This window comes from Paenibacillus campi (genome assembly GCF_034659835.1).
Taxonomy (GTDB): Bacteria; Bacillota; Bacilli; order Paenibacillales; family Paenibacillaceae; genus Saccharibacillus; species Saccharibacillus campi.
This window is the reverse complement of the sequence record NZ_JAXSQZ010000003.1, coordinates 495,748-521,646: the sequence shown is the minus strand read 5'-3', so window position 1 is coordinate 521,646 and position 25,899 is coordinate 495,748. Positions and strand designations below refer to the sequence as shown.

Genomic DNA, 25,899 nt, shown 5'->3' with positions numbered 1-25,899 from the left:
CTATGAAATTTGTCGTCTTTAGCTTAATGGCTAATCTGCCGCATGCTATTACCGGCGAGCGCTGGACGGATGGGCAAAAAATTGCCAGCGTCTTACAGCAGGCACAATGGGTAGAACAGCTTGGTTATGACGCGTATGGGATTGGAGAGCGGCATGGTGAGCCGTTTTTGTCGTCATCGCCGGCAGTGATGCTAACCGCGATTGCTGCACACACATCGCATATACGGCTGCTGACGACAGTAACTGTACTTAGCGTGCTTGATCCAGTACGGGTCGCAGAAGATTATGCGACACTTGATCAGCTTTCAGGTGGACGTTTGGAATTAATTATTGGCAAAGGTAATGATCCACGTCATTATCCGCTATTCGGCTTGCGTGAGGAGGAACAATGGGATTCACTGCAAGAGCGTTATGAGTTGTTGCGCAGATTGTGGAGGGAGGAAGCGATCGATTGGTCAGGACAATATCGTCCAGCTTTGCGGCAATTTACAAGTCAGCCGCGTCCGCTACAAGCGCCGATTCCGATCTGGCACGGCAGCGCTTCAAGCGCTCGTTCAACCGAGCTTGCTGCACGGTATGGCGAACCGATTTTCTCCTCCAACACGTTTCATCGACCGGAAAAGTACAAACAGTTGATCGATCATTATCGTGAGCGGCTGGAATATTACGGTTATGATCCTGGGAGCGCTATTGTGGGCGCAGGAGCGGGAGCGCTATACATTGCCGATACAGCGGAAGAAGCGGTTCGCCGCTATCGTCCGTATTATGATTCTTTTCAAAGTACAGATACGGCAAAACATAATGCTAGCCCATTTGATAGCTTAGAAGATTATATTGCAAATGGCCCTGCATTGGTAAGCAGTGCCGAGCAGGTAGCTGAGAAAATTTTGCGTTATCAAAAGTGGTTTGGACACGAAGTGTTAGGCATTAGTGTGGACGGATTGACTGCGAGCGAGCAGCAAGAGCAGTTGGAACGTTTTGCGATCGAAGTAGCGCCGATTATCCGGCGTGAAGTGTCGTCGAATATATGGAAGGAGAAGCAGCCGATATAGGCTGCTTTTTTTGTAGTTTTGTGGAGTTCTTTTATGTTATAAAGTTAATCTTATTTGGCAATAACTAGAAGGTAAACCCTTACATAAAGCGAATATGTAAATGAAGACCATTTCTGCTTATTTATCAATCGGAAACAGTCAAGGAGGTCAAATGATGGAGATGTTTCGTTGTGTCAATCATCCGGATCGAGCGGCACTGCATCAATGCATACAATGCGGCAAAACGCTATGTGCGGAATGTTATGATCCGGCAGTCGGAGGCTGTCGTGACGGCAATCATGCGATCACACCGCAGGCAAATCGTGCTTTGCAGCCATTACAACCACCACCTCCTCCGCCGAGAGATCGACCGGGCGAGATCGCTTGGAAAATTATCGTCTCGATTTTGGCGGTAATCGGCGGCGCTACTTTATTGTTTCTGGCGATTTGCGGAGCGATGATCTTTTCTTATTAAAGGAGGAACGCTATGGAGTTTCCGGTGTATATTCATCTCGGTTCATTGCGCATTCATCCGCATGTACTGTTTGAGACATTATCTTATTTTATCGGTTTTCGCATCTATTTGTGGACACGTAGACCGAGCGGTATGTCTAAGCTGGTTAGCTTGCAAATTCTCGCAGGGACGATTTTGGGTGCAGCGCTTGGTTCCAAGCTGCTATTTTGGCTAGAAGACCCGGCGGCGACGTGGACAGCGCTTAGCCAGGGGCATTGGTTATGGGGCGGCAAAACGATTGTTGGCGGTCTGCTCGGTGGACTAATCGGCGTAGAGCTTTCCAAAAAATGGGCGGGTTGGAATCGTTCAACTGGAGATGATTTCGCTTATCCGCTGTTGATCGGGATCGCGATTGGACGGATTGGTTGTTTTTTGACCGGATTGGAAGATCATACATATGGGATCGCAACGACCTGGTTTACCGGTGTCGACTTTGGCGATGGGGTGTTGCGGCATCCGACACAGTTATATGAGATTGGCTTTTTGTTATTGCTTGGCATTGCGCTGTATCCGCTTTATCGTCAAAGTCGGGCAAGCTGGAATAAGTCGTCACAAGTGAACGTAGCGGTTGTCGCTTCAGCGAGCAGCTATGTATCAGGGCGCTTGTTTCAGTGGTTTATGTTCGGTTATTTATCATTCCGGTTTTTGATCGATTATATTAAGCCGACGCTACATCCGTATTGGGGGATGAACAATATTCAACTTGCTTGCATCGCCGGTCTGCTTTATTACGGCTGGCTGCTTACGAGAGGGCGTGGGGGTATATTTCGGCGCCGAACGACAGAAATTAAAACCGTTTCATAACTATTTATAAGTGATTGCCAACGGATCGACCAGTATAAAGGAGGAATAAAAAATGGCTAAAAACCGTCCGTATTTATACCATGAATTGACGAACAGCATTTGTTCTACTTGTTATCGCAAAGCGGAAGCGAAAATTATCGAGGAAAATGGTCGTATGTATATGCTCAAGCGTTGTCTTGTGCATGGCCCGGAAAAGGTGCTTATTTCGACCGATGTGGACTATTATCACCGGACGCGTGAATTTATTAAGCCATCCGAAATGCCACAAGTGTGGAATACACCGATTAAATACGGCTGTCCGTATGATTGTGGTCTATGCCCGGATCATGAGCAGCATAGTTGCTTGACGTTACTGGAAATTACCGATCATTGTAATTTGCAATGTCCGATCTGTTTTGCCGAATCATCGCCGCATCGCACATCGTATCGTTCATTGGAGCAGATCGCTTTTATGCTAGATCGAATTGTGGAAAATGAAGGCGAGCCGGATATCGTGCAGATTAGCGGTGGAGAGCCGACGACACATCCTGATTTTTTTGAAATTTTGGATATGTGTAAAGCGCGTCCGATCAAGCATATTATGGTGAATACGAACGGCATTCGTATCGCCAAAGATCGTGAATTTGTGCGTCGGATGGCTGCCTATACGCCGGGTTTTGAAATTTATTTGCAGTTTGACAGTATGGAAGCGGCTGTACTGAAGGAGCTGCGCGGTGCTGATTTGCGATCGATTCGGGAACAGGCGTTGGCGCATTTAAATGAATTTAATCTGTCGACTACACTCGTCGTCACTTTGAAAAAAGGGTTGAATGACCATGAAGTTGGGACGATTATTCGCTACGGTTTGGAGCAGCGTGCGGTGCGCGGTGTAACGATTCAGCCGATCCAGGCGGCAGGACGTTTGGAAGGCTATGACCCGTCCACCGATCGTCTGACCGTAAGCGAAGTACGCCAGATGATTATCGATCAATCTGGAGTGTTTAATGCGGATGATATTTTGCCGGTACCATGTCACCCGGATTCACTGGCGATGGGCTATGCGTTAAAGCTGGATGGCGAGGTACTGCCGCTTACCCGGATGATCGATCCGCAAATTTTGCTGGAAGGCGACAGCAATACGATCGTATTTGAAAATGATCCAGCGATCCGAGGCAAACTGTTCGAACTGCTATCTACCGGTCATTCGCCAGTTTCATCAGCATTGTCGCTCAAAAGTTTGCTGTGCTGTTTGCCGCTTGCTGCTGTACCGGAGCGAATCGTATATGATAACGTATTCCGCGTCATCATTATGCAGTTTCTCGATGCGTATAACTTTGACGTACGCTCTGTCAAAAAGTCTTGCGTACACATCGCCCATCCAGACGGTCGCATCATTCCATTTGATACGTACAATATGTTTTACCGGGATGATAAGGAGAAAATATTGGAAGCACTGAAGGACGAGATTACGACAGCCTGGACGTGAACGGCAGCTTGGAATATGGGCAAAGCAGGATGGATGAGCAAATGGTATATATGAACGAGTTAGCATTATGGATGCGTAGATGGATATCGTTTTGTCTATACCACAACGGATGAACTGGTATAAATGAAGTGAATAACGACAGGATCAATAATAAAGGTGCAAAATGATGATGTGAAAAAGTAAGGCTTCGGCTATGTCCTTAGGATATGACGAAGCCTTTTGGCGTTGCGAAGGATTGAAGGAAAGCTACGGGGCGGTGCTGGAAGTAAGGTATAAAGGCTAAATGTGTAACAATAGAGTGGATAGAGCTAGAAGATGTTGCTGTTGAGGCGAAGGAAGCTTGTCTTAATAAGGAGGTTTATAAAAGCGAAGGCAAGCTTAAACTATAAAGCGGGTAACCGGGTGAACATGACAATATAGGCGGTAAGGAATGGGCAAGCGGAGTAGAATTATTTTAAAAAAACATTATATGAAAAATTCATAATAGAAGATAAAAATATTGACATCTAAAAAATAAATATACAATTTGAGCAGAGAGCAGAGAGCAGAGAGCAGAGAGCAGAGAGCAGAGAGCAGAGAGCAGAGAGCAGAGAGCAGAGAGCAGAGAGCAGAGAGCAGAGAGCAGAGAGCAGAGAGCAGAGAGCAGAGAGCAGAGAGCAAGTAATGTGAAAATTTGTGAATAAACGTACTTGATCACGGATGAAAAAGAACAGCAATATGATGCAAAATTAACGCTTTGCCTCGTATTCCATGATATTAAGCAGACGGAGTACAGCAAAAACAGCGTAATCAGTAGTCGAGGCTATTGCAAGATGATACCGATTCATCCTTATGGCGTATCATTAAATCAGCAAGCAGTACCATCGCTGGATGGTGGGCAATACTACTAAATTGTAGTTCATTGACTGCTTCGTTGCAGCCATACGAACGCATGATAAAACGATAAAAACCGATGAAAATATCCTTTATATGTAAATTACCAAAAGACCAACCTGTTCCAACATAGGTACAATTAAAGTGAAAAATACACTATATGAAAAATTCATAATAATAAAACCTAAAACCCGAAAAAAAGAAATTCTAAACCGATTCAACATAGCTGTCAAAATGTTTTTTTGCTGATATGCTTGAGAGGCACATATACTCCATACAGAACGCGGTAATAGTACAAACAACATTAAACAAGGAGGCAAGTTATGATTAATCATCAATTTGCGGAACATTTATGGAAGGCGGTGCAGCAACATGCAATAACGATGAACAAATGCAAGTTGGAGCAGCTCTGTTTGCGACACGGAGCGAAACAGGATGATTTTGCTGAATTAGAAAAACGCCTGAATGTACAAGTGCCGGATCAGTTGCGGGAGTGGTATCGGGTGCATGATGGGCAGGATGATCGGCTAGAAACGATGCCATTGTTGCGCAATCTGACTTTTTCAGCGATCGATAAAATAATCGAAACATGGACATTTTTGCAAGAAGAATATGATTCGGATGGAGCAGAAGCGGAAAATGAGTCTGCGATCAAGCCTGTGTTATGGAATCCGGCATGGATTCCGATTGCGACCAATGGTTCTGGTGATTATGTATGCGTAGATACCGATCCCGCGGAGGAAGGGACGTACGGACAAATATTGTATTTTTGGCATGATTGGAATAATCGGTCGGTTGAAGCGGAAAGTTTGAATGCGTTTATCCAGTTATGTTTGCATGAAGAACAATAACTGTACAAACGGGCAATACAGTAGCTTAGCAAGCACTAAACTTCGATTTTAACCTTTCGTTCTAAATGGAAGCACAATGGATAAACAAACTTACAATCTACTGCATATGCCTGTCTGAAACGACCGATATGGTTGACAAAACATTCAAACAGGCATATATTGTTACATATTAATCGTAATATTTACTATTAAGGAGAATAGACATGACTGGGAAAAGATTACCGGTAACGGTGTTGAGCGGGTATTTGGGGGCCGGCAAAACAACCGTACTGAATCATGTGCTGAACAATCGGCAAGGACTGAAAGTAGCTGTCATTGTTAATGATATGAGCGAAATTAATATCGATGCGGCAATGGTCAAACAGCAAGGAGCATTATCGCGTACAGAGGAAAAGCTGGTCGAAATGTCGAACGGCTGTATTTGCTGTACATTACGCGACGATCTGTTACAAGAAGTGCAAAAGCTGGCGCAGGAAGGCAGATTCGATTATGTGTTGATCGAATCGACCGGTATTAGCGAACCGGTGCCTGTCGCACAAACATTTACGTATGCGGATGAGGAATCCGGCATCGATCTGACCGGGCTGGCTCATCTGGATTGTATGGTGACAGTAGTCGATGCGAATCGGTTCTGGCAAGATTATGAATCAGGAGAAACATTGCTGGAACGTGGGCAAGCGACAGGTACGGACGATACGCGCGATGTCGTCGATCTGTTAATTGATCAGATTGAAACTTGTGATGTATTGCTGTTAAATAAATGCGATTTGATCGAGCCACAGGAACTGGAGCGACTGGAACGTGTCATTCGTCAGCTTCAGCCTACAGCAAACATTATTCGTACGACACATGGACAGGTGAATCCGGCGGAAATTTTGAATACTGGTCTGTTTGATTTTGAGCGGACGAGTCAGTCCGCAGGCTGGATTAGAGAGCTTGAGCTGGATGAGCATACACCGGAAACAGAAGAATACGGCATCGGTTCATTTGTATATCGTCGTCGTCGTCCTTTTCATCCGGAACGTCTAGCCGAATATATGAGTGAATGGCCGGAAGAAGTCGTCCGTGCGAAAGGATTAGTATGGCTCGCAGCCGAAGGCGATCTGGCGGCAAGTTTGAGCCAGGCGGGACCATCGATTCAATTTGGCCCTGCTGGATTGTGGGTTGCTGCGCTGCCGACAGAGGAACAGCAGACGATTTTGGCGGAAGAACCAGATGTGTATCAGCGCTGGGATGCACGCTGGGGCGATCGTTTGACCGAGCTGGTGATGATCGGAATTGGGATGGAGCGCGAGCTGCTGGAAGCAGAATTGGATGAGTGTTTGCTGAATGATCAGGAGATGGAGCAAGATTGGACACAGTTCCACAATCCATTGCCGTGGCCAGTACACTCGTCATGATAATGATATTCACCGTTTAACGACAATGTTCATTTACGGTGAATTGATAGATCGTAGGTGCTCTGTAACCAAAAGTGTGCGTTTATTATCTATTGCTAGATTGTGCTAAACGAACATATGTGTACGCAAACTCGTAGGCTGCGAGTTGCACTTCACTGCGGGAAGGAATAAGGGGGAAGAACGACTTCAGTGTTTACGTTCTGCAAACACGAAGTGCAATAAAAAGTGGTTTTTGCGTAGCAAAATACCTTACTTCTTTTGAGCACAGGAGTTTGTCCCCTTATTCCGTATCGTAGTAGCGGCTGCTCCAGCACGCTATGTTTGCGTACACGCCTTAGTTGCACAAGCGAAGCACAACCATTTGTTCATTTGTAAATCGTAATAATTACGTATTAGAAAGTGAATATCGAAAAAGCACGAAGGACGGTGGGTGGATATGACAACAGTGAAGCAAGATCGCCGTATTCCGGTTACGGTGATAAGCGGTTATCTCGGTGCTGGTAAAACGACGATTATGAACCATGTACTTAACAATCGGGAAGGCTTACGAGTTGCGGTAATCGTTAACGATTTGGGAGAAGTAAACATCGATGCCGATCTGATTCGTGATGGTGGTGGTCTGTCGCGCACAGACGAGAAGCTAGTTGAGATGTCCAATGGTTGCATTTGCTGCACATTGCGTGAAGATTTGCTCGTGGAAGTGGAGAAGCTGGCACACGAAGACAAATTTGATTATATTTTGATCGAATCGACGGGAATTGGCGAGCCGGTACCAGTTGCGCAGACGTTTACGTATGTAGATGAGGACAACGGGATCGATCTGACGCGTTTGACACGGCTCGATACGATGGTAACGGTTGTCGATGCGGCACAATTTTGGCAAGATTATTATTCGCGTGAAAGCTTGCTTGATCGTGGGCAAGCAGCCGGTGAAGATGATACACGAGGCATTGTGCATTTGCTAACTGATCAGGTGGAATTTTGCGATGTGCTGATCATTAATAAAGTCGATCTAGTTACACCTGCTGAATTGGAACGATTGGAAAAGGCGCTGCGTGCGATGCAGCCGGAAGCGAAGCTGATTCATGCGACGCACGGTAACATTAAAGCGACCGATATTTTGAATACCGGTTTGTTCGATTTTGAAAAAGCGAGCCAATCCGCAGGTTGGATTCAGGAATTGTTGAAGGAAGAACATACGCCGGAAACGGAAGAATATGGCATCAGTTCATTTGTGTACCGACGCAAAGTTCCTTTTCATCCGGAACGACTGTTGAATTGGGTCAAAAAATATCCAAGTTCAATCGTACGTTCCAAAGGGCTAATGTGGATTGCCACACGTAACAATATGGCAATCTCGTTCAGCCATGCAGGCACATCGAAACAGCTTTCTCCGGCAGGGCTTTGGGTAGCAGCGCTTAGTCAGGAAGAATTGGATTATCATTTTGATGGTGAAGTGCCACGCACACCGGATTGGGACGATACATGGGGCGACCGGGTAACCAAGCTTGTATTTATCGGGGTCGATATGGATCGCCAGCAAATCGAAAGCAGTCTAGATGAAGCGCTGCTGACACGCGAAGAATTGCATGGCAATTGGCGTGAATTGAATGATCCGTTACCCTTTTTCGGTTGATTAGGTTGAACGGATGGGTGCAAGTCTATAAACGCAATCGATAACAAAATGATCTGAAATTGAACTACGGAAGGGAGCCGAAGCGGGCAAGCGTATTCGTTTCGGCTTCTTTATTCGTAATACAGTTTTACCAAATTACAATAGTAACTTCGCCGCTTGTAAAATTTATGGTAGTCTACTGTACGCAAATCTAAGCTTCATTTTTAGTTAAAAAAATCGAATCGGTCACCATAATGATGTGATTAAACGATCGTATCCATGAATAATGACAGCCGTTTATTTAATGTGCTGATTTAATATACACAATTTAAGTAAGTGATGATTCGCTAAATAATACGTTAACCCTAAAGGAGAAAAATATCTATGACCAAAAACCGTCGTAACTATGGCAAAATGCCGTTAACTAAAGGCATTGAAATGGCATCCGTATACAGTGTAAAAGAATGTGGGCAGCGTTCCCGTCATATCGTGCTGTCGCCAGAAAACCGTATCATTACCGAGGAGTTTCTGAAAATTGTAAATATGAAAGAAAAATTCGCACTGCATGATGTGCCAGTGCCTAACAAAATAATGATGTTCGGGCCTCCGGGTACCGGCAAAACGCTAACAGCTTTTCATTTGGCACATGAGTTGGAATTGCCGCTTGTGACGGTGCGCCTGGATGCGCTCATTCATGCCCATCTTGGCGAAACAGGCAGCAATGTGCGCAAAATATTCGAGTATGCACGGCTGGAACCATGTGTGCTATTTATGGACGAGTTTGATGCGGTGGCGCGTACGCGTGACAACAATGATGAAGTGAAAGAAATGGCGCGTGTCGTCAATACATTGCTACAATGTTTGGATGAGTTTCCGGAGCATTGCATTTTTATCGCAGCGACCAATTTGGAAACCGAGCTGGACAATGCGATCTGGCGGCGGTTTGATACGAAGATGGTGTATCATAATCCGGCGGAGCAATTAAGACTGGAATATATTACTCGGCTATGCGGTGAGTTTCCGCGCGAACTACAGTTGGACGCATGGGCAGCCGGGTGGATGGACGGATGTAGTTACGCGGATATCGAACAGATTATTTTGAAAGCTAAACGTAAAGCGATCATCGACGATCTGCCGCTGAGTCGTTTATTGATTGAAATGTCGTTACAGGAGTATCGTCCGTATCATTTGTTGGCGTTGGACAAGGTAACTGTGTAATAGAGTATAGCGGGCGTTATTACGATTTGATTCATCGTACATTGACCGAGATAAATATAAGTTTTGAAGATGGGGCAAACTCTTATTTAGTACACAATAAAAATTAACATTGAACTTGGTCAAGCTCATCGTAGCTTGACCAGTTTAAATTCTATGAAAAACATACTGGAATCGTAGTATCAGAACCTCTCTGCTATACAATATCAAATACATCGGTACATATGCATATGTTCAATGCGCAAGCATACCCTACTCAAGCGAACACTCAAGCCAACTTAAAATTCACCAGGTCTACTTGCAATAGTCGTCGTTGTGATGTTATGTATTCAAGCAGATTGATCATTTGCTGAAAATCGGCAGGTTGAATAGCATGCACTAGTGGTGCGGCTTCTGGATGATGCGTAATAAATTGCAGGAAAAATCCAGCATCAATCCAGGTGCGATCATAGGTGTTCACCTCGACTCGAACATTGCGGTCGCTAATGAACAAACAATGCTCACCGTGCAAATGAATTTGCCATTGTTCTGCTGCGTACGTAAATTGCTGTTCTATATCATCGTCCTGCTCATAAATATGATCAAATAAAGGTTCAACCGATGCTTGACCTGCTACAGTTGGCGGTAACTCTACTTGATATAACCGAGCAAGCGCTTCGCACAGTTGTTGCGCGAGCTGTGTGTACTCATTTAGAAAATACAGTGTTTGTTCGATGATCTGTTTGTTATAGGGGGGATGATGAGTCTTATTCATGATAGTTCCTCCTGTGTCTAGATTGCTGTTGTTCATTTTCTGTCGTTGATAATAGCTCAGCCAATTGTGATACTGAATAGTGTAGTTAAAGTATACATAACACAAGCAATCGGATGGCAAACAAAAAATAAGCATACTATAGACCAAGCGCCGTATGCTACCGATCGATCATATCGGAGCATACGGCGCTTGGTTGGACAGGTGGAAATAGCAACGATGGCGATTAGATATGCCTGCAAAATGGCATAGTACGAACCATTTTACCCTACCCTCATGATCTGGTCAAAATCTTAACTTCTTTGGGGGCAAGCGTTACGGTAATCGAGCTGCCGTTAACGGTTACGGAATCGGTACCGAGTTGGTTTTTCAGTGTCGTGCCGTTACCGAAGTTATCCAGGTTCGGGATTGTGCGTGTTTCGCTGTTCCACGAATTGTTAATGAGCACGACCGCTTCATCTGATCCGTTGGAGCGTTGAAAACCGTAGACGGTGTTGTCTGACCATTTTTCTTTTTGGGTGCCGTTTTGCAATGCTGGATGGACATTGCGGATAGCGTTTAGTTTGGCGATATATTTGTACAGTTCATTGTTCGTATCAAAGGTCATGTCTTCACGATTGGCTGGGTCATCGCCACCGCTAAAGCCTTGTTCAGTGCCTTGGTATACGATTGGAATACCGCGTGAAGTGAGCAGGAAGCCGAGTGCTGCTTTGAGCTGTGGCCATTTGTCATACGTAGCGCCTGGTTTGCCAGATGCTTCGTTCAGGAAACGTTTCACATCATGATTGTCGATAAATGTGCCATTCAGGTTTGCATTTTTGTAACGATAATCTTGTGTATACCGATCTTTGATCAGATTCATCGAGCCGTCTTTGGCGAACACATCGCGGATCGTATAATACATTGGAAAATCGAGCGCTGCATCTAGGTAATTCGTGTAATCAGCGACATAGGCTGGATCGCCATTGAATATTTCACCGATCGTAAATGTGTTGACAGCGCTATCGAAATCTTTTAGGAACCATTTTGGTACATGTTTGGCGGTATCAACACGTAGTCCATCGACGCCGGATTGCTGGATAATCCATTTGCCCCAGTTTTTCAGCTCGGTGGCGACAGCTGGGTTTTCCTGCTTCAGATCGTCCAAACTTGCGACATCACCATTTTCGATGCGGGACTGGTTATTTGTATTGTAGTCGTTTTGTGTAATATCGCCTGCATTATGGTACCAGTCAGCTTGATCGAATGGTGCTTTGGCTGTGCCGTTGTTCGGGCGGAAGTCGCCGGTATGGTTCACGACGACATCGAGCATGACGGCGATATTTTTGCTGTGAGCGGTGCGGACGAGTTGTTGGAATTTTGTCATATTGCCGAGATGACCGTCGACCGAGTAAAAGTCATACGTATGATAGCCGTGATAAGCGTTTACGCTTTTTTGCATCGTTACTGGTGTAATCCAGATAGCGGTAAAGCCCATATTTTTAATATAGTCCAGTTTGTTAATAATGCCCTGGAAGTCGCCGCCATGCCATTGCATTGGATTGCTTTTGTTGGAATTAAAGCCACCGTAGTTATCATTGCTCGGATCGCCATTGCTAAAACGATCGGTCATAATAAAATAAATGCTGCGTTTGCTCCAATCAACTTGCCCGAAGTTGTCGGCAGGAGGCGTAGACGGATCGGTCGGTGTGGTGGAACCGGATGGAGCACCCGCTGTGATCGTACCTGTTGTCCCGTTTGAACCTGGTGTAAAGGTCGCTGTGCCGGTGTTGAACAGATAGTTTTGAGCATTGTTATTGTCCCATGTGCCGCTGCCATTGTTAAACACCGCTTCAAGTTGATTCATCGAGCCGATATTGATCGTTGCTTTGGCATAGCCGCTCACTTCGGCATCTGCCATTTTGGCACCGGGCGCTGTTGTCCAATTGCCATCTGCTTGCCGGTAATGTATGTACGGCGAAGCGAAGCCTTTTTTGTAATAGACGGTCACCGAATTGTCCGCAGCATATGTAGTCGGACTAAAGCCGCCAAACAGTACAGCCAGTACCATCAATAGCGCCAACCAAGCGGCTACCGAGCGCTGCATCTGTTCTTTAAATCGTTCTTGCATTTTTGTTCCTCCTCAATGATGTAGGTGTGTGCAAACGTTTACGCCATTGATTATAAGATAGCGCTTACAAAAATAAAAGAAGGAAAATATATGAAATTATGGAACGGAGTATAGGTGTCAATATGTTGTTAAAATGGGCTGTATACTGCACAGTAGCAAACTCAACCAGCAGTTGTTTTTACGTTTCATCTGCAACTCAACGGAGCGTTGCTGTACATCTAGCCATACCATCGCTAGCATAGAAGCAAGGAAACAAAATCTTCCTCATAACCGAAAGGAGCACATCCGTATGCTGGATTCACGCTTGATTGGCGCACTTATCGCTGACTATCGCAAACAACATAATATGACACAATTGGAGCTTGCCGAGCACATGCATGTTTCACCCCAAGCGATTTCGAAATGGGAAACAGGGAAATCGTTGCCGGATATTTTTACATTAATCCGATTATCAAAAGTGTTACATATCGAACTCAGCGAACTGCTTGGAGAAAATAAGGAACTCACGAACGAGATGTTGCATCAACTGGCACCACAGCAAGCGATCGATACGGCATTGCTGGAGTTGGAACATGTTGTGCAATATGCCGCATTGATTAAGCCGGACGATTGGAATGATATTTTGCAAGATTATGATCTGGAGGCACTGACTGTACAAGACATCGTACAGTTGGCGCCGCTGCTTGAGCAAGAAACATTGATCGATATTGTGCATACTCGTGCTGCGATGATCCGTCAGCAGCCAACGGTATTAGCAGAGCTTGCCCCGTTTTTGACGGAGGATGTTTTGTATGCAATCGTTTGCGGAGCAGACGCGATGACGATCGAGCATATGATTGATGTTATGCATATCGCCCCTTATTATACGCAGCGTTTGCATGATTATTTGGCACGGCATAACGAGCAGATCACGGTGCAGCAAATGGCTAAACTCGCCCCTTTTGTGGAGCCGGAGTTGTTAGGGGAATTTGTGCAGGCGCATTGGGAGCAGTATACAAACGAACAACATCTGGCTACAATGTTGGCGTTATTGCCGCAGCCGATCATGCAAGAGCTGTTGCTTCAGCAGAAAGTGACGTATGAGTTGCTGCTGTTTGTTATTCCTTTCATCGATAGAGCGTTGGCGGAGCAATTGCTTGAGCATCATATTGAATCGCTTGAACCGGATCAATTAGCGATTGTCAAGCTACTCATGAACGTTCATTCATCCCCATCAAAGTAAGATTATCCTACCCGATAAAGTTGATTTTCCTATCTCTATGCCGTCGCTTGCTCTCGTATACTTCTTTCAACAGACCTAAAGGGGGAAGGTTACGGTGAACAAGAGAACGGCATATTTGTTTATTTTGCCCAGTGTGTTACTGACGCTTGTGCTAGGAGTGTACCCGCTGTTATGGGCGCTTCGGTATATGTTCTATAACTATCAGGGGTACGGCGAGCCGGTCTTTATCGGCTTCGGTAACTTTGCCCGCCTGCTGCGTGACGGTGAGTTTTGGCAATCGGTTGTAAATACCGGTATTTATGCGGCAGGTAAGTTGATTGTAACGATTCCGCTCTCGCTTATTTTGGCGTTTATTTTGAATCGCAAATTACGCGGGCGTACGGTGTTGCGGGCGATTTATTATTTGCCGACCGTATTTAGCGCCTCGGTCATGTCGATTGTGTTTTTTATTATTTTCAATTCATACAACGGTGTACTAAATCAATTTTTGCTGAAATATCATATTATCAGTGCACCGATTAGCTGGCTTGGACCGGATTATGCGATGCTAACGACGATTATGATCGCCATCTGGGGAGCAGTCGGCAACTATATGCTGTTATTTCTTGCCGGATTGCAAGGTATTCCGGAAGATTTGTACGAAGCGGCATCACTGGACGGAGCGAGCGAAGTGCGCAAGCTGTGGAGTATTACGATTCCGCTACTCGGCCCGGTCATGCAGATGATTATTATGCTGGCGATTACGATCTCGCTCAAAGGTTATGAGAGCATTATGGTGTTGACCGAAGGTGGGCCTTACGGCAAAACCGAAGTGATGTATTTATATTTGTTCAAATTGCTGTTTCCGATCTCACCGGATTCGCCGGTGCAACAGCAGCTTGGTTACGGTAGCGCAGTTGGTTTTGTGACCGCATTGATCGTCGGTGTCGTTACGATTTTATACTTTTATCTGTCGCGCAAGTTAAACAAGATGTACTAATTGATCAGGAGGGCAATTTATATGGTCATTAAATATACGGGCAAAACCCTTCTGTGGGTGTTTCTGCTAGTTACCGCTGCTGTTACGTTGTTTCCGATTGTCATTGTTGTATCCGGTTCGTTTATGACCAATTTGGAGCTGACGAGCGGTGCGCATATTTTTCCAGACGTATGGCAGTTTAGCAATTATGTGACCGCTTGGACAAAAGCGAACTTTTCACGGTTTACATGGAACAGTCTGTTCGTCAGCATCATGACGACGATCGGATCGCTGCTTGTCGCTTCGATGGCAGCGTATGCGGTTGATCGGGCGAGGTTTCCGGGCAAAGGGATTTATACCGGGCTGATGGCAAGCACATTGTTTATTTCGATCGGCGCGGTTGTGCTGCGTCCGCAGTTTGATCTGATGGTGTTACTAGGGTTGCAAAAATCGTTATGGGGTGTCATTCTTATTCTTATTAGCGCCCATGCGGCGACCTATTTTATTATAATCGGCTTCCTAAAAAATATTCCTCGTGAATTGGATGAAGCCGCTTGGATGGATGGATGTCATCCGGCAGCGGTATTTTGGCGCATTATTTTGCCGCTATTGCAGCCAGCGCTGGCAGTGGCGGGATTGAGCGTGTTTCAAAATTCATGGAATGAGTACATTTTGCCGCTTGTGTTTACGCTCAGTAATCCCAATTTGCAAACGCTACCGGTCGGTCTGTCTAATCTGCGGTATGGCTTTGGTGCGGCATCGGAATCCCAGCTGATGCTAACAGGTGCTTGCATTTCCATTTTGCCGCTGCTAGTCGTGTACGTATTTGCTAACAAATCGTTTATGCAGGTCACTCTTGGAGCGGTAAAAGGATGATGAGCAATGAACAAAGGGTTTTACAAACTATCGCTCAAAAGTCGCATTCACATTTTGTATATTTTGCTTACATTTCTGTGCATTAGTGTGACCGGTGGGTTTGCGTACAACTTTGCCGCTAAAGTAATGGAGCAAAACGCGCTCCAGCTCAAACAGACGATGCTGAACAAAACGGTGCAAACGCTCGATGAAAGTATGCGGCATATGATCGTAGCTAGCTATTCACTTATGATGAGCGAAACATACAACCGGGTCATGAACGATGTGCGGATCAGAGACAGTTCGCGCTTTTATACCGATCTGTCGCTGCTGCAAACGCCATTTGCCCAACTGAAACAAGTGGAGCCAGCCGTTGTATCGGTACTGCTCGCTACGCCGATCGGTAATTTCCATTCGACACAGGATTCGCTGATCGGCGATGTCGATGTGGATCGTCTGTATAAAGGGGCAATGGATGATCCATCGTGGAATGTACACTGGATATCCGGACATGAAGATGAGCTGTTTCAAGGCAAAAAGCGCGTCATCACCTTGCTAGTGCGTCCGCTGCGCAATTCGTTTAACAATAGTTATAATTTGCCTGATGTGTATGTGATCGTGAATTTTAGCGAGGATTATGTTAACGATATGATTCGGCAAAATGTGCTGGATGAGCAAATCCGTCTGTTTTTGCTCGATCATCATGGGCACAGTATATTGCCAGGGGTGAACACTGCACCTGCGGAATTTAGCACCACTGCTTTTCTGGAGCAATTTGGGCACCAGCAGCAGGGTGCCTTTTCGTATCAAAATGATGATGACGAGCAACTGGTCAATTATTCGCGCTTAAAACTAGATGAGAATTGGTCGCTGGTGGCGGTACAATCGAAAAGCAATCTGCTTGGCGCGATGCGGGACATTCGCTGGCTCGTACTGGCGATTATGATCGTCTGTATGTTGATTGCGCTCCTGTTTTCCAGTGTGCTGACTCGGTTGTTGCTTAGCCCACTCAACAAGCTGTATCGCATTATCCAGCGGGTTGAAAATAACGAGCTAGAAGCGCGGTTTACGAGCAAATATGAAGATGAGGTTAGCGTAATCGGTTACCGCTTCAATCGGATGATGGGTCAAATTGAACATTTGATCGAGGCGAATACGATTAGCGAGCAGGAGCGCTTGCGGTATGAGATTAAAGCGCTTCAAGCGCAGATCAATCCACATTTTCTGTACAATACACTCAATACGATTTTGTGGAAAAGTCAATTCGGACAAAGCGAACAAGTTGGCGAAATGATCGTGTCACTATCGTTATTGTTTAAGCTCGGACTGAATAACGGGCAGGAAATGACGACCGTGCAGCAGGAGCTGAATCATGTGGAACAGTATATGTTGCTGCAACAGCAATGTTATGAAGATATGTTCACGTACACGATTCGGATTGATGATGCCGCACGGAATGCACTTGTGCCGAAAATTATGTTGCAACCGTTAGTAGAAAACTCGATTTTGCATGGTTTTAAAAATTTGGAGCGTCCGTGTGCAATCGAGATTAGTGCAGTTATACAAGGCAATCAGCTCAAGCTTAGCGTGACCGATAACGGACATGGGCTGGATGCGCAAGCGATGAATGACAATGTACAGCAGCCGCTGCAAAAACATGCTAGTTATGCACTATACAATATTTATAGCCGCCTAAAATTAAATTATGGTGCCGACGCATCGATGAATTTTGCCAGTATTCCGAATGAGCGGACAAGCGTTACGATCATCATTCCATTTCATGGGGAGGAAGGGGTGTCCGCATGCTGACGATGTGTGTGATGGACGATATTAAAATGGTTGTAAACGGAATTGCCTACCAAATTCCGTGGGAGCAGCATGGCATTCGGATTGTAGGCACAGCGGAAGACGGACAGCGTGGATTGGAAATGATTCGCGCGCTTCGTCCGGATATTGTACTGACCGATATTTGCATGCCGCATCTAGGCGGCTGTGATATGATTCGCCAGATGATTGAGGAGCATTTGCCGAGTAAAGTTATTTTTATGAGCGGATTTAATGATTTTACCTATGCGCAGGAAGCGGTACGCCTCGGCGCTTTTGATTATTTATCGAAGCCATTCACACCGGCACAAGTCGTGGAAAGTGTGCTTAAAGTGCGCGAAGCGATTGTGGAGGAGTCGGAAAAGGCTGCCAAAATGCGGCTGCTCGAAATGGAGCTATTGCAAAATCGCCGCCATCAGCGCGATGACTTTTTGCGTAAACTGCTGCATCATGCCCCTTCACTTGATGCGGAGCGGCAATGGAAAAGCTGGCAATTGCACAAAATGCTGCCTTGCTACCGTACGCTAATTTTAGATACCGAGCGCGCCGATCCGGGCAAATCACTCGTCAAAATGAGCGAGCAGGTGATCGCAGTGTTACGCGAACTGTTGGAGGAACGGGAGGAAGGCATCGTACTGCATGATGGTAGCCAGCGCATCGTTGCATTATTGCCGGCGACCGATGCTATCGATATGGAGTCATTATGGCAGGAAGCTACAGTTTGTATCGAACAGGATGGAGCATACCAGGTGTCGGTAGGTTACAGTACGGTGCATGCAGCGCCAGCGCAGCTTGCTTATGCGTATCGCGAAGCGGATCGTGCGCTAGAGTATCGCTTTTACAGCTCTACCGGCGGGTGTTACAGTTATGAGCGTACCGAGCGCACGAGCGATATTCCGCGTTATGCGCCGGACAAAGAAAAAGCGCTGCTGTATGCGCTCCGTTCCGGCAATGCCGAGCAAACGACTACTATGCTGGATGAACTATTCCTCGAATGGATATCCCAATCCGATTATTGTCGTCCCGAACTGATGGTGCAGCAATTCAAAACGCTCTGTATGACCGTGTATCGTACGATGCTAGACGTGTTGGAAGACTTGCCATGCAGTGGGCTTGCTGAGCGCTTAGCGCGTATTCAAAGTTTACCGTTGTTAACGTTTACGGCATGGATGACGTTAACGAACGAATTTTGCTGCTTTTGCTGTGAATATATTCGCAGTCAACAAAACAAAGAATATTCACAGGTGATTCAACAGGTGAAGCGGTATATCGAAGAACATTTGGATAGCGATCTAACGGTGAGTAGCTGCGCACGTGCTGTACATTTAAGTCCAAGCTATTTGGCAAATTTGTTCAAACGCGAAACAGCGATGACGCTTGCCAACTATGTCACTAATTTGCGGATCGAAAAGGCGAAGCAATGGCTGTTAGAAGGGATGCAAGTGCAGCTTATTTCCGCTCGGCTTGGGTATGAGGATCGGCCGTATTTTAGCGAAATGTTCAAAAAGCACTGCGGCATGACGCCTTCGATGTTTCGTCAGCACTATTTTGAACAGCAAAATTTGAAGAAAAGATGAATTTCCCACCTTATCGTAGTCGATATACCGTACTCTCATGTGAGATTTCTCCCGCTATGCTTAATAACAAGAGATGAACGAATCGTCTCCGATCAAAACATAATCCGGGGGGACTGCAAATGCAGAAGAAATGGTTGCAAGTTGTAGGAAGTTCACTGCTCGTGTTGGCATTAACTGCCTGTTCATCCAATTCGGGCGCGACAGACAGCAGTAATAGTGCTTCATCATCTGAAGCGTCAGGCGGCAAAACAAAGATCGTATACTGGACACCGGATCGTCATGATGCTGAATTTATGCAAAGCAAAGTCGATGAGTTCAATAAGACGAATACAGACAATATCGAAGTGCAAATGAACGTGATGGGCGATAATTACCCGCAAGCGGTCGATATCGCTTTTGCTAGCAAACAAGCACCGGATGTGCTGCAAATCGATGATTTTGAAACGTATGTGAAAAAAGGATATATTACACCGATTAATGACTACATGAGTGACGAGATGAAACAAACGTTCAAAAACGTCATCATTGACCATAAAAATGAAATCGACGGCAAAATTTACACATTGCCGAATACAGGACAAACGTGGCGCCTGATCTACAATGAAGACCTATTCAAACGCGCCGGCATCGCGTCCCCGCCGACAACGTTAAGCGAAATGATACAAGATGCTAAGAAAATTACCGATATCGGCAAAGCGGAAGGCATTTACGGCTTCGCCAGTCCATTAAAAGGTGTAAGCGGATTCTCGCGTCCAGCCAATACGGTCGCTCCGGCAAGCACAACAACCGGTGTCGATGGATACGACTATGTGACCGGTCAATTCGACTTTAGCATGTATAAAGATATCGCCCAGGCGATGCGTCAAATGATGACCGATGGCAGCATGTTACCGGGTGTGGAAAGTTTGGATATCGACCCACTGCGTGCACAATTCGCACAGGGCAAAATCGGGATGTACTTTAACCACTCCGGCGAAGCGGGCGTATACAAAGATCAATTCCCGACTAAGATCAACTGGGCGGCAGCACTGCCTCCAACGCCAGACGGCAAAATTGTCGGTGCGATCCAGGTGATCGGCGGCTCATATATCGGCATTAGCGCCGATTCAGAACATAAAGATGCAGCCTGGAAATTTATGAGCTATGTGTATAGCACGAAACTGCAAACACAGTATTATGAAGATGGTTATGGCATATCGCTTATTCCAACCGTACTGGAACATGCTACCAAGCCGACGATTCCGGGCATTGCAGGCTTCCTGCCGCGTAAATACGATGCACTGTATCCGGCTAATCCACTGTCCGCTACCGAAAGCCAAGTGGAAGGCGCCAAATGGACGGATGATTTTGTTAAATATGTACTGATCGGCGGCGATTTGAATAGTGTGATTAACGATCTGAATACCCGCTACAATGCAGCGCTGAAGCAAGCGCGTGATACCGGACTGACTACGATTCAAGCTGATCCAAGTTTTGATTCAGCGAAGCTTGAAGGCAAATTGTCCAAAGAGGACTAAACAGTAAAGCTAAACGCCACCAAGCGAGCGCTAAACAGCAACAATGAAGGAACAGCAGTAATTGCAGAAATGAACATCTAGGCTAGCTTAGTAGCTTGAACGAACTCTGTTGGAACGGTATTGTTTATTAACTTACGGTTCATACTATAGCAGATCGATGATGAACCGCAAACGCAATGGAGAGGTGGACTGGTCGTCTGAAAAGCGGTAAGCTTTGCGACCAGTCCTTTCGCTGTTCCTATCCTTATGCTTCCAATTGACAATTTATTAAACCATGCGGTTGAAGATCGCAAACATTAACGCAATGAAATCGTTTACGATCTGAAAATTACTTTTCACGATATAACAGGTTTGAAGATCGCAATCCTGTAGACGCTCGTATTCAATCTGTACGGATACGTGGATAAATAGGGACTCGATCAACAGAAAGGAGCGAAATACACATGATGAATGGAAGAACATACTATTTAACTACAGATGAGTTGGCACGAGCAGCGATTGCCTATCGTCAACATTATCCGCAACATGCCGCCGATTCGATGCAAATTGCCGATCAAGCTTGCGACAATCTGTTTATGGTACCTTATACTAATGATCTGACACGCTGGATTGCGATGGGTGACCCGGTCGATTGGTTGTACAATCCGTCGCTTGATCCTGAGTTTACGTGGGGCATCAATCGTCACTGGCATATGCTTGAGCTTGGGAAAGCGTATTTGCTAACAGGTGAAGACAAACATGTAGCGACATATATGCGACATTTCCGTAGCTGGTGCAGTCAAAATCCTGTGCCACAGCCGCCGCTGTCGTATGAGCAAGCGACATTTTTCCAATTGCCAGGGCCGTGGCGGTTGCTGGAAACAGGGCTACGTGTGCAGTCATGGATATCTACGTATGCGTATATGCAGCGCAGTGAATTGATCGATGCAGCCTTTACAGCGGAGCTGTTGGAAGCGTTGGAGCAGCATGCCGTATATTTGACTTCGTATTTAGGGCAAACCGAGATCAATCATGCGATGATGCATATGCAAGGGTTGTTTATGATCGGTGTCTTTTATAGTGAACATCCGCGTGCACCGTACTGGCGGCAGCTTGCCACCGAGCGGCTGCAATTGTGTCAGTATGATCAGATCGGGCCGGAAGGCATTCAAAGTGAGCTGACGACCCATTATCATGATGCAAGTATTGAAATGTTTGGTACGCCGTATTTGCTTGGCAGATTGTCCGGTTTTCCTTTTCCAGCGGCATATGGACAGCAGTTGCATCGGATGACGACATTTACGTTGGCGATGATTCGCCCGGATAACCGTTCGACAGCGATTGGGGATTCGGAATGGGTGAGCAATGGCAGAGCAAGGGTGGCGATGCTGGGTGGGATTTTGGATGATGAACATCTGCTCGTGCGCGGCGAAGTTAGCCCGGATTTTCTATGGATGTTTGGGGCGGAGCAATTTGAGAAGTATGCGGCATTACAGCAGCCGGAGCTGGTTGACGCCGAAGGGATCGATTTTCCACAGACCGGGTATTATATGCTGAAATCACCGGGGCAGCATCTGTTTTTTGATGCGGCACCGATGGGCGGGGCACATGGACATGCGGATGCGCTGAATATCGAATGGTATTGGCAGCGCCAGCTTATTTTTGTCGATCCGGGGCGGTATACGTATGAAGAAGGTTACTGGCGGCATTATTTTAAAAGTACGGCGGCACATAATACGATCGTGATCGATGGGCAAGATCAGACGCCATACATTTCTACACAAGCATGGGCGGAACCAGCGGCAGCTTGTCAGACGCTACGGCGCAAAAGTGATGCCGACTATGAGCTAGTTGACGCAACCCATGATGGATATATGCGGCTGGATGATCCGGTTCAACATCGACGGTGGCTTATGCTCGGCAAACAGGTGCCGCTGCTCATTATTGTCGAATGGGTGGAAGCGCATGCTGTTCATGATGTGCATCAACGCTTTCAGCTTCATCCGGATGCGGTGGTGAGCGTACTGTCCGCTCCGCAATGGGTGGATAATGAAGAAGCGGTAACCGAACAGATGGACGATGCACTTGCACCAGCGGTACAGCTTCATTATCCGCAAACCGAGTTGTCGGCACGTATGTACTGGACTACGGTAACAACGAATGATGGCGAAGCAACCGGACAATCGGCTCAACCGTTACAAATTACATGCCAAGAAGGCTGGGTATCACCGATCTATGGGCAAAAGCAGCCGACGTCTGTAATCGATGCCGGTCTGCATGCTAACGGCTCAATTGGCATCGCGACGGTCGTTATTCCCGATGATCACACGTCCGATCCAGCGAATGTATGGGTGCTGGACAAGTTTGAGCTTGGTGCGGATCGCCGTGTGAACATTGTGCTTTATAATGATAAAGCACAGTTATGCGTTCATCTGGATGAGCAGCATAGTAGCTGGTCACTGTCTTAATATAGCGGGAAAGTTAACCGTCAAAGCTGTAAACGAATGACGAAGCGATCACTTAATACAAGATGATTGACGATTGGTGCGGATGAAAGGTGCAACGTAATCAACTTGATGTTATCGAATAAGCATATACTTTGCATAAAGCATCCAGGCACAATCATAGTATAAAATATTCAAATAAAAAGGGATACAGCCTATCGCGGTTGTATCCCTTTGGTGCGCTTTTTTACTTTATCCGCTCAACTTCTGCAAAATGACCACGTTTACCACGCCATATATTCTCCATAAATATGCGCTTCTTTATTCGCATCACTATTCAAATGAATTTGCACACGATACACTCCAAGCGATTCATACCCTAAATCTTGTAACCCTTGCACGATATAATCCGTCGGACCGGAGCGAGTCGTACTGCTTACTTCTTGCCATGTGTTTGTCGCTTCATTGTACCATTGATAGCTGAACAGAAGCTGTTCCCCGGCAGCCAAAGAAATAGTAATCCACAACCCAACCTGCCCCGTCGAAGCGAGCGGAGGGCTCGTGTATACCGATCCATCAGTAAGCGTAAAATCCTCCTCAAATTCTCCAAACAACATCGGCTTCATATGTGGCGCAGCAGCAGCCGGAGATGAGAATGGAACGCATAACGATACAAACAACATACCGACTACCAATACCCATTTGAACTTGAAGTGTGTCATCATCATTCATGCTCCTTTACCATTGGAATGATCAAACTAGTTAAATCCGAATGAACACAGGAGGGACGAGCAACTACACTGCAATGAGCTACCTGACGAACGAGTGGCAGATGTAAAATTAGTAATAACCTAAATATATCATTTAAATACTAATAATGGTGTTTAATATTAAAAAATTATCCTAAATTAATGCGTATTCCAATCGATACAAGGCATTGCGGTAGCGGAAAAGGGAATTTCCTAATGGGAGAAGACGAGATGGCATCTTGATCATATCGTTATACATGTGCAGTCCATTTGCCCCCTATCTGCAATAATGATAAGATGAACGCAAACTCAAGCAATGAAGCATTAACAAGCTACATCAAACTGGCTCGCAAAGGAGCATTTCGATGTCAACATTACAACTCAACAGCGGCGATACGGTCGCTCTGATCGCTTGCTCAGACGGAATTTCCTGGGGCAAGCGCAGCAGTGTAGATGAATTGATCCAGCATTTCAATCAGTGGGGATTGCGTGTGGAAGAAGCGAAGACGCTCATGCAAGCAGACTACGGCTGGAGCGGCAGTCCGCAGGAACGGGCAGCCGAATTGAACCGTTTATTTGCCGATCCGACTATAAAAGCGATCTTCGACATTTCCGGTGGTGATTCGGCAAACGGCATATTGCCCTATGTAGATTTTGACGGTATCGCTCGTTCACCTAAGCCATTGTTTGGCATGAGCGATTTGTCGGTAGTGCTAAATGCGATCTACGCACGTACCGGTGTGGCAAGCTATCATTACCAAGTGCTGAATCTTGTCCGTCAGTACGGTGAACAGCAGCGACAACGGTTTTATGCAACCTTTTTTGGTGGTAGTAATGATCTGTATGATCTGGAATTTGAGTTTTTGCGCGGGGAAGATTTGAACGGTGAGCTGATCGGTGGTAACTTACGTTGTTTGCTCAAATTGGCAGGCACGCCCCACTTTCCGCATGCACGCGGTCGTGTCATTATGTTGGAAGGGTTAAGCGGCAGACTGAAACGCATCATCTCGATGCTCGATCAGCTTGCCCAGACAGGCGCGCTCAATGAATGCTCCGGCTTGCTGATCGGTACGTTTACCGAATTGGAGCAGTACGGCGAACGAGCCGCATTACTTGAATATGTGCTACAAATTACAGCGGCACGCGGCATTCCGGTCGTGCATACAACCGGAATCGGTCATGGTAGCGATTCCGGTTGCATGATCATCGGCTGAACGTATCATTTCAATCCATCTTCAACTGCTCCTGCACGAGCTGAATAAACTGCTGCGCGGCATAGCCAAGAAATTTATCGTTGCGGTGCATAATTGCAATTTGACGCAGTGGTGGGAAATCTTCGATTTTGATTAAGCGCAATTTCGGATCATTGAGTGAGCGTGATAAATAATACGGCTGCAAGCATGCACCTACATTGGAGCGCACAAATCCATATAGCGATGAAGCGGTAGACGTTTCCACAATAATGTTCAAATTTAACCCGTGATCCCGGCAATGGGTTTCGATAAGTTCGCGTGCTTTAAATCCTTTGGGATAAGCGATCAAAGGGCGATTGCCGATCGTCTCTAGTTTGACCGACTTACGTCCTGCCAGCTCATGCCGCTCGGACACGACAAGTACAAATTCCTCCGCATACATTGGAATCGTAGTTAAGCGCGGATCGTTCGTCTCCATTAATGCAATGCCTACATCGACCTGATTGTTAATGACCATATCAGCGACTTCCACTGCTGAATGAATTTTAAGATGCACCTTTGGAAAACGATGGTGAAAATCGATCAAAATCGGGGTCAGCCGATAATCCAGCTCCGCCGCCATTAACCCGACAACTAGATTGCCGCCATCATACTGCCGCAATCCGTTAATTTCATCATACGCATCCTGCAACTTGAGCAAAATGCTGCGCGCCTGTTTGAGCAAAATATAACCGGCTTCGGTAGGCGTAATACGTTTACCGATACGGTCAAATAGCTGCATCCCTAGTTCTTCCTCCATCGTACGAATTTGAATGCTCAGTGTAGGTTGCGTAATGCCTAACCGTTCAGCAGCGCGAGTGAAGTGAAGTTCTTCACATACAGCGACAAAATATTCCAACTGTCTTAGTTCCATCTGTTTCTCCTTCCAGTTTGTTTATCATTGCTTTTGACT

At 46.0% G+C, this 25,899-nt stretch carries 19 protein-coding genes and 1 pseudogene; 16 read left to right on the top strand and 4 right to left on the bottom strand.

What is annotated here, in order from left to right:
• The first annotated feature begins 2 nt into the window (after window positions 1–2).
• The 8 genes from U1I11_RS10820 (at window position 3) to U1I11_RS10785 (ending at window position 9,771) form a co-directional block, all read left to right on the top strand.
• Window positions 3–1,052 carry an LLM class flavin-dependent oxidoreductase gene (locus tag U1I11_RS10820; RefSeq protein ID WP_322906119.1) on the top strand — a complete coding sequence of 350 codons (1,050 nt, stop codon included), beginning with the start codon at window positions 3–5 and terminating at the stop codon, window positions 1,050–1,052.
• Between the two features lie 151 nt (window positions 1,053–1,203).
• A complete protein-coding gene (locus tag U1I11_RS10815) occupies window positions 1,204–1,506 on the top strand; it encodes a hypothetical protein (RefSeq protein ID WP_322906118.1) in 303 nt (100 codons plus the stop codon).
• 12 nt (window positions 1,507–1,518) lie between these two features.
• Window positions 1,519–2,349: a prolipoprotein diacylglyceryl transferase gene (locus U1I11_RS10810; protein ID WP_322906117.1), complete on the top strand. Its 831-nt coding sequence runs from the start codon at window positions 1,519–1,521 to the stop codon at window positions 2,347–2,349.
• Between the two features lie 52 nt (window positions 2,350–2,401).
• Window positions 2,402–3,814, top strand: a complete 1,413-nt coding sequence (locus U1I11_RS10805) for a radical SAM protein (protein ID WP_322906116.1) — start codon at window positions 2,402–2,404, stop codon at window positions 3,812–3,814.
• Window positions 3,815–5,010: 1,196 nt separating this feature from the next.
• On the top strand, window positions 5,011–5,538 hold the full coding sequence (locus tag U1I11_RS10800; protein WP_322906115.1) for an SMI1/KNR4 family protein: 528 nt from the start codon (window positions 5,011–5,013) through the stop codon (window positions 5,536–5,538).
• Between the two features lie 203 nt (window positions 5,539–5,741).
• Window positions 5,742–6,938 (top strand): GTP-binding protein, encoded by a 1,197-nt coding sequence (locus U1I11_RS10795; RefSeq protein ID WP_322906114.1) that lies wholly within the window; start codon window positions 5,742–5,744, stop codon window positions 6,936–6,938.
• A gap of 436 nt (window positions 6,939–7,374) precedes the next feature.
• On the top strand, window positions 7,375–8,574 hold the full coding sequence (locus U1I11_RS10790) for a GTP-binding protein (RefSeq protein WP_322906113.1): 1,200 nt from the start codon (window positions 7,375–7,377) through the stop codon (window positions 8,572–8,574).
• A 363-nt stretch (window positions 8,575–8,937) separates the two neighbouring features.
• Window positions 8,938–9,771: an AAA family ATPase gene (locus U1I11_RS10785; RefSeq protein WP_322906112.1), complete on the top strand. Its 834-nt coding sequence runs from the start codon at window positions 8,938–8,940 to the stop codon at window positions 9,769–9,771.
• Between the two features lie 265 nt (window positions 9,772–10,036).
• Here the strand turns inward: U1I11_RS10785 and U1I11_RS10780 are convergent, their stop codons facing one another.
• Together U1I11_RS10780 and U1I11_RS10775 are read right to left on the bottom strand one after the other, a co-directional pair.
• Window positions 10,037–10,522 (bottom strand): hypothetical protein, encoded by a 486-nt coding sequence (locus tag U1I11_RS10780; protein WP_322906111.1) that lies wholly within the window; start codon window positions 10,520–10,522, stop codon window positions 10,037–10,039.
• 271 nt (window positions 10,523–10,793) lie between these two features.
• A pseudogene (locus U1I11_RS10775) lies at window positions 10,794–12,515 on the bottom strand (alpha-amylase family glycosyl hydrolase); the annotation flags it as partial.
• Window positions 12,516–12,918: 403 nt separating this feature from the next.
• On the opposite strand from U1I11_RS10775, the gene U1I11_RS10770 reads away from it, so the two are divergent.
• The 7 genes from U1I11_RS10770 (at window position 12,919) to U1I11_RS10740 (ending at window position 23,029) form a co-directional block, all read left to right on the top strand.
• Window positions 12,919–13,851: a helix-turn-helix domain-containing protein gene (locus U1I11_RS10770; protein WP_322906110.1), complete on the top strand. Its 933-nt coding sequence runs from the start codon at window positions 12,919–12,921 to the stop codon at window positions 13,849–13,851.
• Window positions 13,852–13,945: 94 nt separating this feature from the next.
• The gene (locus tag U1I11_RS10765; protein WP_322906109.1) at window positions 13,946–14,830 is read left to right on the top strand and encodes a carbohydrate ABC transporter permease; all 885 of its coding nucleotides are present in this window, start codon (window positions 13,946–13,948) and stop codon (window positions 14,828–14,830) included.
• Between the two features lie 21 nt (window positions 14,831–14,851).
• Complete coding sequence (locus U1I11_RS10760) at window positions 14,852–15,685, top strand: carbohydrate ABC transporter permease (protein WP_322906108.1); 834 nt, start codon at window positions 14,852–14,854, stop codon at window positions 15,683–15,685.
• A 6-nt stretch (window positions 15,686–15,691) separates the two neighbouring features.
• Window positions 15,692–17,473: a sensor histidine kinase gene (locus U1I11_RS10755; RefSeq protein WP_322906107.1), complete on the top strand. Its 1,782-nt coding sequence runs from the start codon at window positions 15,692–15,694 to the stop codon at window positions 17,471–17,473.
• Window positions 17,467–19,065 (top strand): helix-turn-helix domain-containing protein, encoded by a 1,599-nt coding sequence (locus tag U1I11_RS10750; protein WP_322906106.1) that lies wholly within the window; start codon window positions 17,467–17,469, stop codon window positions 19,063–19,065. Before U1I11_RS10755 ends, U1I11_RS10750 begins: the two co-directional genes overlap by 7 nt.
• Window positions 19,066–19,184: 119 nt before the next feature.
• Window positions 19,185–20,582, top strand: coding sequence for an ABC transporter substrate-binding protein (locus U1I11_RS10745; protein WP_322906105.1), 1,398 nt, complete (start codon window positions 19,185–19,187; stop codon window positions 20,580–20,582).
• Between the two features lie 443 nt (window positions 20,583–21,025).
• Entirely contained in the window at window positions 21,026–23,029 is a 2,004-nt protein-coding gene (locus U1I11_RS10740; protein ID WP_322906104.1) for an alginate lyase family protein, read from the top strand.
• Window positions 23,030–23,289: 260 nt separating this feature from the next.
• Here the strand turns inward: U1I11_RS10740 and U1I11_RS10735 are convergent, their stop codons facing one another.
• Entirely contained in the window at window positions 23,290–23,733 is a 444-nt protein-coding gene (locus U1I11_RS10735; protein WP_322906103.1) for a hypothetical protein, read from the bottom strand.
• A gap of 386 nt (window positions 23,734–24,119) precedes the next feature.
• On the opposite strand from U1I11_RS10735, the gene U1I11_RS10730 reads away from it, so the two are divergent.
• A complete protein-coding gene (locus U1I11_RS10730; RefSeq protein WP_322906102.1) occupies window positions 24,120–24,968 on the top strand; it encodes a S66 peptidase family protein in 849 nt (282 codons plus the stop codon).
• A gap of 10 nt (window positions 24,969–24,978) precedes the next feature.
• On the opposite strand, the gene U1I11_RS10725 is transcribed toward U1I11_RS10730, so the two are convergent.
• On the bottom strand, window positions 24,979–25,860 hold the full coding sequence (locus tag U1I11_RS10725) for a LysR family transcriptional regulator (RefSeq protein WP_322906101.1): 882 nt from the start codon (window positions 25,858–25,860) through the stop codon (window positions 24,979–24,981).
• Between the last annotated feature and the right edge of the window lie 39 nt (window positions 25,861–25,899).

Excerpts from the sequence above, each read along its gene's own strand:
- U1I11_RS10755 (WP_322906107.1), top strand. The coding sequence starts at position 15,692 with ATGAACAAAGGGTTTTACAAACTATCGCTCAAAAGTCGCATTCACATT.
- U1I11_RS10800 (WP_322906115.1), top strand. The coding sequence starts at position 5,011 with ATGATTAATCATCAATTTGCGGAACATTTATGGAAGGCGGTGCAGCAA.
- U1I11_RS10760 (WP_322906108.1), top strand. The coding sequence starts at position 14,852 with ATGGTCATTAAATATACGGGCAAAACCCTTCTGTGGGTGTTTCTGCTA.
- U1I11_RS10725 (WP_322906101.1), bottom strand. The coding sequence starts at position 25,860 with ATGGAACTAAGACAGTTGGAATATTTTGTCGCTGTATGTGAAGAACTT.
- U1I11_RS10815 (WP_322906118.1), top strand. The coding sequence starts at position 1,204 with ATGATGGAGATGTTTCGTTGTGTCAATCATCCGGATCGAGCGGCACTG.
- U1I11_RS10790 (WP_322906113.1), top strand. The coding sequence starts at position 7,375 with ATGACAACAGTGAAGCAAGATCGCCGTATTCCGGTTACGGTGATAAGC.
- U1I11_RS10735 (WP_322906103.1), bottom strand. The coding sequence starts at position 23,733 with ATGATGATGACACACTTCAAGTTCAAATGGGTATTGGTAGTCGGTATG.
- U1I11_RS10740 (WP_322906104.1), top strand. The coding sequence starts at position 21,026 with ATGATGAATGGAAGAACATACTATTTAACTACAGATGAGTTGGCACGA.
- U1I11_RS10780 (WP_322906111.1), bottom strand. The coding sequence starts at position 10,522 with ATGAATAAGACTCATCATCCCCCCTATAACAAACAGATCATCGAACAA.
- U1I11_RS10820 (WP_322906119.1), top strand. The coding sequence starts at position 3 with ATGAAATTTGTCGTCTTTAGCTTAATGGCTAATCTGCCGCATGCTATT.
- U1I11_RS10805 (WP_322906116.1), top strand. The coding sequence starts at position 2,402 with ATGGCTAAAAACCGTCCGTATTTATACCATGAATTGACGAACAGCATT.
- U1I11_RS10750 (WP_322906106.1), top strand. The coding sequence starts at position 17,467 with ATGCTGACGATGTGTGTGATGGACGATATTAAAATGGTTGTAAACGGA.
- U1I11_RS10795 (WP_322906114.1), top strand. The coding sequence starts at position 5,742 with ATGACTGGGAAAAGATTACCGGTAACGGTGTTGAGCGGGTATTTGGGG.
- U1I11_RS10745 (WP_322906105.1), top strand. The coding sequence starts at position 19,185 with ATGCAGAAGAAATGGTTGCAAGTTGTAGGAAGTTCACTGCTCGTGTTG.
- U1I11_RS10785 (WP_322906112.1), top strand. The coding sequence starts at position 8,938 with ATGACCAAAAACCGTCGTAACTATGGCAAAATGCCGTTAACTAAAGGC.
- U1I11_RS10770 (WP_322906110.1), top strand. The coding sequence starts at position 12,919 with ATGCTGGATTCACGCTTGATTGGCGCACTTATCGCTGACTATCGCAAA.
- U1I11_RS10810 (WP_322906117.1), top strand. The coding sequence starts at position 1,519 with ATGGAGTTTCCGGTGTATATTCATCTCGGTTCATTGCGCATTCATCCG.
- U1I11_RS10730 (WP_322906102.1), top strand. The coding sequence starts at position 24,120 with ATGTCAACATTACAACTCAACAGCGGCGATACGGTCGCTCTGATCGCT.